Origin of the sequence: Kutzneria sp. 744 (genome assembly GCF_000568255.1) — a bacterium.
Classification (GTDB): domain Bacteria; phylum Actinomycetota; class Actinomycetes; order Mycobacteriales; family Pseudonocardiaceae; genus Kutzneria.
This window is the reverse complement of record NZ_KK037166.1, coordinates 5,560,307-5,567,951: the sequence shown is the minus strand read 5'-3', so window position 1 is coordinate 5,567,951 and position 7,645 is coordinate 5,560,307. Positions and strand designations below refer to the sequence as shown.

Here is a 7,645-nt window from a genome sequence, read left to right as displayed (position 1 = left end):
CCCGGACGGCCAGCCGCGAACCCTCCACGACCAGCCGCACCTGAGGGGCGTCCAACGCGCGCAGGGTCTCGGCCAAGGGCTTGGCCGGCACCAGGACCTGGCCGTCCTCATGCACGGTCGCTGCGCACCGCAACCGCACGCCCCGCTCCCGATCGGTGCCGCGGACCAGCACCCCGTCCCGGTCCGCGGTGATCAAGACGCCGGCCAGCACGGGGTCGTACATCCTGGCCGGCAGCAACCGGACCATGTCGGCGAACGTGCCGGCGAGCTGCGCGGTGGTGGCGGTCAGGTCCATGAACGCGACCGTACGACCCACCCCTGACAGTTCATGCGGCGCGACCTCGCGATGCGGCGTGTGCGGGCAGGTTCCCGTTAACGAGCAACACCGTTCATCTGACGGTGGTGTTCGAGTCACGCTTTGCCGCATAGCGTCCCGACGCATGAGCATCAACCGGAGGGCATTGCTCAGGGCGGGTGGGGTGTTGGCGGCGGGGGCGGTCGGCACGATGTTGCCGGGGATCGCGTTCGCGGACGGCACGGACGGCAGCGAGCAGACGATCACCGTGACCGGTCGGTTCGAGCCGGGTGCTCCCGACTGGTACTACCTCCCGGTCGACGTGCCACGCGGGGTCGCGGAGCTGACGGTGGTCTACAGCTACGACCGACCGCAGGTGCCGCCCGGCCAGCTCGGCAATGCACTGGACTTCGGCGTCTTCGGCCCGGCCGGCCACGAGTTGGGCAACCACCACGGTTTCCGGGGCTGGTCCGGCGGCGCCCGCGACCGGTTCACGATCAGCGCCTCCGACGCGACCCCCGGCTACCTGCCGGGGCCGATCGACGCCGGCACCTGGCACGTGATCCTCGGGCCGTACACGGTGGCGGAGCAGGGCCTGGACTACCGCGTGGACATCACGCTGCGCTTCGGGCCGCCCGGTAAGCCGTTCGAGGTGAAGCCGGCCCCGTCCTTCGCGCGGGCCCGCCGCCGCGGCCGCGACTGGTATCGCGGCGACGGCCACCTTCACACGGTCTACTCCGACGGCAAGCGCACGCCCGACGAGCTCGTCGCGGCGGCCCGCGCGGCCGGCCTGGACTTCATCATCTCCACCGAGCACAACACGCCCAGCGCCTCGTTGCAGTGGGGCCGACACGCCACCGAGGACCTGCTGATCCTCAACGGCGAGGAGGTCACCACCCGCTCCGGGCACTGGCCGGCGTGGAACCTGCCGGTGGGGCGCTGGATCGACTGGCGCTACCGGGACACCGAGCCCAACGACTTCCGGCGCTTCGTCGGCGAGGTGCACTCGGTCGGCGGCCTCGTCGTCGCCGCGCATCCGTACGCGCCGTGCCTGGGCTGCTCGTTCGAGTTCCGCTACGACCTGGTCGACGTCATCGAGGTCTGGAACGGGCCGTGGACCGAGGACGACGAGAAGACTCTCCAGTCCTGGGACGCGATGCTCCGCGAGGGCCGCTGGATCCCGGCCGTGGGCGACAGCGACGCCCACGCCGAGCCGCAGGTGGTCGGCCTGCCGCACAACGTGGTGCTGGCCGAGGACCTGTTCGGGCCGTTCCTGTTCGCCGGGCTGAAGGCCGGGCACAACTGGATCGCCGAGTCGGCGCAGGTCCAGCTGTCGCTGAAGGTGACGGACGGCCGGCACAGCGCCGGTATCGGGGAGACGCTGCGCACGGGCCGTCCGGTGACCGTCCACGTCGAGGTGGACGGCGTGCCGGGCACGCAGACCCGGGTCATCGACCAGACCGGGGTGGTGCACGCCGGCGAGCAGGGCGTCGAGTTCACGACCAGCCCCGCCGACTCCGACTGGATCCGGGTCGAGGTGCGGCGGGGCGAGCAGATGGTCGCGCTGACTAACCCAGTTTTTCTTCGACGCTGACCAGGGCGGCCGTGGTCAGGGTGGACTGCTTGACCGTGCCGCGGAACGCCCACACCAGCGCGGCGATCACCAGGCCGGCGGCGGCCGCCGCGAAGAACGACCAGCTCGTGCCGAAGTTCTGCACCAGCTGGCCGCTGGTGGACTGGCCGATGGCCAGGCCGAGCGTCACCGAGGTGATCACCCAGCCGAACGCCTCCGTGGTGGTGCCGGCCGGGGCGACCAGGTCGATGGCCGCCGAGTGCGCGGTCGACTGCGGCGTGATCAGGATTCCCACGGCCAGCAGCGCGAGGCCGAGGCCGAACAGCGACGACGGGATCGCCAGCAGCAGGATCAGCAGGGCGAAGCCGGCCAGCAGGACCGGCAGCCGCAGGTGCATGGACCGCGGCCACGGGCGGACGCCGTACAGCACGCCGAAGATCACGGAGCTCACCGACCACAGGCTCAGCATCAGGCCGCCGGCCGCCGGCGACCCGGCCTCGGAGGCGAACGCCGGCACCGCGACCTCGACGAAGCCGATCGTCACGCCGAAGCCCAGCGCGGCCAGCGCCACCGTCCGCATACCGGGGCTGGCCAGCGCGCCGAGCAGGCTGGTGGGGCGCAGCTCGTCCCGGCTGGGCCGCCAGGCGCGGACCGTCGGCGTCAACGCGAACGAGACACCGCCGACGACCATGGACAGCGAGCCCACGACCACGCCCGTGCCGGCCCAGGGCAGCGCCGTCATCAGACCGGCCAGGCCCGGGCCCAGGATGAAGAAGACCTCCATGCTGATGGCCTCGTAGGCGTACGCCGCCTGACGCACCGGGCCGGGCGGCACCAGGCGCACCCAGAGGGAACGGGAGGCTGAGCCCACGGTCATCTCGGTCAGGCCGATGCCGAAGGCCAGCAGGATCACCAGCCACTCGGGCTGGAGCGTCTCGACCGCCCACACCTCGCTGGCGACGAACAGCAGCGTCAGCGTGGCGGTGAACAGCAGCGGGCGGGTCGGGCCCATCCGGTCCATGATCCGGCCCTGCAGCACCGAGCCCACCGAGACACCGATCAGCGCCGCCGCCGAGGTCAGGCCGGCGACGGCGAAGGAACCGGTGGCACGCTGCACATACAGCAGCAGGGCCAGGCCGATCATCGCGATGGGCAGCCGGGCCAGTGCGGAGGCGAGCACCGGCAGCTTGGCACCCGGTGTGGTCAGTGCGGTGCGGTAGTCGGTGAGAGACGCGGACTGGGACATGTGTACCAGTATGACATGGAGTGGTACCGGCGTACCAGAGTGGAGGCGTACATCACGATGTAGTCACGGCGTTGCGATGAGTGGGTGAACGCGCGCAACGTAAAGACCCAATTTGGAGTCCTTGAGAGTGAATCCGGTTGTCCGTGACGGGCAGTTCCATGTCACAGTGACCAGGCAAGACCTCCTCCGGTGTCGGGTTCGGGGCCTGACGCCAGAGGGGACGGGGTGCGCGGCCCGTCGGGGGATGGCCCGCGCAACACGAAAGGCCGGCTAGTGGCGTCGGGGGCCACCGCCGGCCTTTTGTGCTCCGCGGACCATGTCCGCGGAAAGCGCGGACCGCGCGGACCGCTGCACGCCAGGTGCTCAGTGGGGGCCCGGCCCCCACGCCGGGGCTTCGCCCCGGACCCCGTGCGTGGCTTGGCGGCGCGCGTCTCCGCCTGTTATGTCGGACTTGGGCGACATTCCCGGTTCTCGGAAATGTGGCCGAACGGTGAGCAAAGACTGCCTGCTCGGACAGCCGAAAGGCCCCCATCCACGTGGTGGACAGGGGCCTTCGGTGCTCGCTTGGATCTACCGCGCTCGTCGAGCGAGGCGCTCCGGATCCAGGATCAGGACGCTCTTGCCCTCCAGGCGCAGCCAGCCGCGGTGCGCGAAGTCGGCCAGGGCCTTGTTCACGGTCTCGCGGGAGGCGCCGACGTACTGGGCGATCTCCTCCTGCGTGAGGTCGTGAGTGACCCTCAGCAGGCCGGCCTCCTGGCTGCCGAACTGGCGGGCGAACTGGAGCAGCGCCTTGGCCACGCGGCCGGGCACGTCCGTGAAGATCAGGTCGGCCAGCATGTTGTTCGTCCGGCGCAGCCTACGGGCCAGCACCCGCAGCAGCTGCTCGGCGATCTCGGGCCGCTTGCTGATCCATTCCCGCAGCTCGGGGCGCCCCATCGACAGCGCCCGGACCTCGGTCACGGTGGTCGCGGTCGACGTGCGCGGACCCGGGTCGAAGATCGACAGCTCGCCGAACATGTCCGAGGGACCCATGATGTTGAGCAGGTTCTCGCGGCCGTCCGGCGACTTGCGGCCGATCTTCACCTTGCCGCTGTGGATGATGTAGAGCCGGTCGCCGGGCTCGCCCTCCGCGAAGATCACATGTCCTCGCGGGAAGTCGATCGGCTCCAGCGTGACGAGCAGAGCCTCCGCTGCCGACGGGTCCACACCCTGGAAGATGCCCGCGCGGGCCAGGGTCTCGTCCACCTCGTCCCTCCTTCGAGACGCGGCGGCCGGTGCCGCCGATCACTAGCGTGTCAGTCTAGGACCCGTTGCCCCTGGTCCGCCGGGGACGCAGCCTCGCGGCGCGTCCGCCCAGCCTACGCAGGCGGAACAGCTCCAGCGCCCGGCCGATGCCGTGCCCGTACAGCGCCCTGACCTCGTCCGGTCGGGCCTGCTCCAGGAATTCCTCGACCTCGTTCTCCTGCACGGCCACATGGCGCAGGCGAGCTTCCACGCGTTCCATGAAGAGCGCGAAGAACATGATCAGAAGGGGTACGACGAGCACCAACCAGGCAGTCATGATGCTGCCATCCTCTCCCATGGCGGTTCGGGCGCGTGCATCGGGGGTCACCCCGGCGTGTCGGAGTTGTCGGTCGGGGTCCGTACGCTGGGCAGGTGCCAGCGACCGCCGCCGCGAACAACCTCAGCCTCGTCCGCCGGGTGCGGCGGATGACCCGCGCGTTGGCGGAGGGCTACCCCGACGCGCACTGCGAACTCGACTTCGGCACGGCGCTGGACCTCACGGTGGCCGTGATCCTGTCCGCCCAGTGCACCGACAAGCGGGTGAACGAGGTCACGCCGGCGCTGTTCGCCAGGTACCGGACCGCCGCCGACTACGCCGGAGCCGACCGGGTCGAGCTGGAGGAGATGATCCGGTCGACCGGGTTCTACCGGAACAAGGCCACCTCGATCATGGGCCTGGGCTCGGCGCTGGTCGACAAGCACGGCGGCGAGGTGCCCGGCACGCTGGAGGAGCTGGTCCGGCTGCCCGGCATCGGCCGCAAGACGGCCAACGTGGTGCTCGGCGAGGCCTTCGACGTGCCCGGCATCACCGTCGACACGCACTTCGGCCGGCTGGTCCGGCGCTGGGGCTGGACCGAGGAGACCGACCCGGTCAAGGTCGAGCACGCCATCGGTGAGCTCGTCCCCCGCAAGGACTGGACGCTGCTCTCGCACTGGACGATCTTCCACGGCCGCCGGGTCTGCCACGCCCGCAAGCCGGCCTGCGGCGCCTGCTTCCTGGCCCCGGACTGCCCGTCCTTCGGCGACGGCCCGACCGACCCGGACGTGGCGGAGAAGCTGGTCAAGGGCGACGAGGCGCCGCACCTGCTGGCCCTGGCCGAGCGGGTCCGCGCCGCCGGCAAGGGCAAGAAGAAGGCCGGCGCCGGGCGATGAGCGTTCGTTGGCGGTGGGCTCTGGTGGCGGTGGTGCTCGCGGTGGCGACCGCGATCGCCGTCTGGCCGCGCGGCCAGGCCCCCACCCACGCCGACCCGTCCGTGCCCAAGCCCGACGTCAGCGCGCTGCGGAAGGCGGCCGCGCTGCCGGCCTGCCCGCAGTCACCTGACACGAGGCCGACCGGCAAAGGCGGCCTCACCGGCCTCAAGGTCACGTGCATGGCCGACGGCGCCGAGATCACGCTCGGCGGCGGCCCGATGCTCGTCAACTTCTGGGAGCCGTGGTGCGTGCCATGCCGCACCGAGCTGCCCGCGCTCCAGGAATATGCGGCCCGACCAGGCGCGATCCCGGTCCTGCTCGTCGAGATCCCGGCCCAGAGCGACGAGGCCGGCGGCCTGGACCTGCTCGGCTCGCTCAAGATCAGGCTGCCGTCGGTCTGGGATCCGAACGCGGTCGTGGCCAACGCGCTGGGTCGGCCGAACGTCTTCCCTGTCAGCTACGTAGTTGCAGCGGACGGCTCCTCGAAGAGGATCACCACACCGCCCTTCGACTCGGCGGACCAGGTGGAACAGGCGGTGCGGCAGTATGCGGACGGGAGTGTCACCGGATGAGTCCTGGCCCCCTGGTGGACCCGGCGGACGTGCCCGGCTGGCTGTCCGGCCTGGTCGCGGCCACCGCCGACCTGGACGCCTCCGCGTTGACCAGGGTGCGCCCGCCCAGCGGCAAGCCGACCCGGCCGGCCGCGGTGCTGATGCTGCTCGGTGACGGCGACGGGATTGACGGCCCTGACGTGCTGCTCACCCGCCGCGCGGACACGCTCAACTCCCATCCCGGCCAGGTGGCCTTCCCCGGCGGCAGCGCCGACGACACCGACGACGGCCCGGTCGACACCGCGCTGCGCGAGGCCGAGGAGGAGGCCGGCGTGCTGGCGGACGGCGTCCGCCCGATCGCGCTGCTGCCCGACCTGTTCGTCCCGGTCTCCGGCTTCATGGTGACGCCCGTGCTGGCCCACTGGGAGCGCCCGTCGCCGGTCCGCGTGGTCGACCCGGCGGAGACGGCCGCGGTGGCGCGGGTGCCGATCGCGCACCTGACCGACCCGGCCAACCGGTTCCGGGTGATGCACCCCTCCGGCTTCACCGGACCGGCGTTCTCGGCGCCCGGCATGCTGGTGTGGGGCTTCACCGCGGGCCTGCTGGCCGGGCTGCTGACGCTGGCCGGCTGGGAACGCCCCTGGAACACGGCCGACGTGCGTGATCTGGACGAGTCGCTGCGGGCGGCGAACGCGGAGGTGCAGGCGTGAACTGGGTCGACCTGGTGGTGGTCCTGCTGGCCGTGATCGCCGCGGTGTCCGGGGCCAGGCACGGCCTGATCACCACCCTGCCCGCGACCGTCGGCGTGCTCGGCGGCACCGTGCTCGGCCTGATCGTGACGCCGATGATCATGGCCAACTTCAACAGCAACGTCACCCGGATCGCGGTCTGGATGGGCGCGCTGGTGCTGCTGGTCGCGCTGGGCGAGACATTAGGCGTGTGGCTGGGCCGCTCCATCCGCCAGCACATCCGGCTCGGCCCGTTCACCGGCGTCGACCACACCCTGGGCGCGCTGGTGCAGTGCGCCGTGGTGTTCGTGGTGGCCTGGGTGTTCGCGCTGCCGCTGACCTCGGTGCCAGTGCCCGGCCTGGCCTCGGCCATCCGCGGCTCGGTGGTGCTGGGCACCGTCAACAACCTGATGCCGGCCGAGGCCGAGCAGCTGCCCAACGACGTGAGCAAGCTGCTCAGCTCGGGCCTGCTCACCGCCACCGGTCCGTTCACCCGGACCCCGATCACCGACGTCGACCCGCCGGACACCGCGCTGCAGAACAGCCAGGTCGTCAAGGCCGTGGAGCCCAGCGTGCTCAAGGTGCGTGGGCGGGCGCCGTCCTGCTCGCGGGCGCTGGAGGGCAGCGGCTTCGTGATCGCCCCCGAGCGCGTGATGACCAACGCGCACGTGGTCGCCGGCACCGACGACGAGGTGGTGGAGGTCGGCCGCGGCCAGCTCACCGCGCACGTCGTCTACTACGACCCGGAGGCCGACGTCGCGGTGCTGTCCGTGCCCG

At 71.5% G+C, this 7,645-nt stretch carries 8 protein-coding genes and 1 pseudogene; 5 read left to right on the top strand and 4 right to left on the bottom strand.

Translation table 11 applies throughout. The features are described from left to right. Nucleotides 1-295: pseudogene (locus KUTG_RS24955) on the bottom strand (DNA polymerase III subunit beta); the annotation flags it as partial. A 145-nt stretch (nucleotides 296-440) separates the two neighbouring features. Here KUTG_RS24955 and KUTG_RS24950 point away from each other — a divergent pair. Further along, entirely contained in the window at nucleotides 441-1,889 is a 1,449-nt protein-coding gene (locus KUTG_RS24950; RefSeq protein ID WP_043720047.1) for a CehA/McbA family metallohydrolase, read from the top strand. On the opposite strand, the gene KUTG_RS24945 is transcribed toward KUTG_RS24950, so the two are convergent. From KUTG_RS24945 to KUTG_RS24935, 3 genes are all read right to left on the bottom strand, one after another. Then, entirely contained in the window at nucleotides 1,864-3,114 is a 1,251-nt protein-coding gene (locus KUTG_RS24945; protein WP_043720046.1) for an MFS transporter, read from the bottom strand. The genes KUTG_RS24950 and KUTG_RS24945 overlap by 26 nt on opposite strands. Before the next feature lie 570 nt (nucleotides 3,115-3,684). Next, on the bottom strand, nucleotides 3,685-4,359 hold the full coding sequence (locus KUTG_RS24940) for a Crp/Fnr family transcriptional regulator (protein ID WP_043720043.1): 675 nt from the start codon (nucleotides 4,357-4,359) through the stop codon (nucleotides 3,685-3,687). Nucleotides 4,360-4,414: 55 nt separating this feature from the next. Continuing rightward, nucleotides 4,415-4,675 carry a hypothetical protein gene (locus KUTG_RS24935; RefSeq protein WP_043730536.1) on the bottom strand — a complete coding sequence of 87 codons (261 nt, stop codon included), beginning with the start codon at nucleotides 4,673-4,675 and terminating at the stop codon, nucleotides 4,415-4,417. A 149-nt stretch (nucleotides 4,676-4,824) separates the two neighbouring features. Between KUTG_RS24935 and nth the strand changes: the two genes are divergently transcribed. From nth to KUTG_RS24915, 4 genes are all read left to right on the top strand, one after another. Then, nucleotides 4,825-5,550, top strand: a complete 726-nt coding sequence (gene nth / locus KUTG_RS24930) for an endonuclease III (RefSeq protein ID WP_052396670.1) — start codon at nucleotides 4,825-4,827, stop codon at nucleotides 5,548-5,550. After that, entirely contained in the window at nucleotides 5,547-6,161 is a 615-nt protein-coding gene (locus tag KUTG_RS24925; RefSeq protein ID WP_043720042.1) for a TlpA family protein disulfide reductase, read from the top strand. Before nth ends, KUTG_RS24925 begins: the two co-directional genes overlap by 4 nt. Then, nucleotides 6,158-6,850 carry an NUDIX hydrolase gene (locus tag KUTG_RS24920; RefSeq protein ID WP_043720039.1) on the top strand — a complete coding sequence of 231 codons (693 nt, stop codon included), beginning with the start codon at nucleotides 6,158-6,160 and terminating at the stop codon, nucleotides 6,848-6,850. The genes KUTG_RS24925 and KUTG_RS24920 overlap by 4 nt, the downstream gene beginning before the upstream one ends. Further along, nucleotides 6,847-7,645: MarP family serine protease (locus KUTG_RS24915; RefSeq protein ID WP_043720038.1), on the top strand; the 799-nt coding region annotated here is incomplete at its 3' end. The genes KUTG_RS24920 and KUTG_RS24915, both read left to right, overlap by 4 nt.

What these genes read in the sequence shown, in the direction of transcription:
- KUTG_RS24920 (WP_043720039.1), top strand. Translation starts at nt 6,158, where the DNA reads ATGAGTCCTGGCCCCCTGGTGGACCCGGCGGACGTGCCCGGCTGGCTG.
- KUTG_RS24945 (WP_043720046.1), bottom strand. Translation starts at nt 3,114, where the DNA reads ATGTCCCAGTCCGCGTCTCTCACCGACTACCGCACCGCACTGACCACA.
- nth (WP_052396670.1), top strand. Translation starts at nt 4,825, where the DNA reads ATGACCCGCGCGTTGGCGGAGGGCTACCCCGACGCGCACTGCGAACTC.
- KUTG_RS24935 (WP_043730536.1), bottom strand. Translation starts at nt 4,675, where the DNA reads ATGACTGCCTGGTTGGTGCTCGTCGTACCCCTTCTGATCATGTTCTTC.
- KUTG_RS24950 (WP_043720047.1), top strand. Translation starts at nt 441, where the DNA reads ATGAGCATCAACCGGAGGGCATTGCTCAGGGCGGGTGGGGTGTTGGCG.
- KUTG_RS24925 (WP_043720042.1), top strand. Translation starts at nt 5,547, where the DNA reads ATGAGCGTTCGTTGGCGGTGGGCTCTGGTGGCGGTGGTGCTCGCGGTG.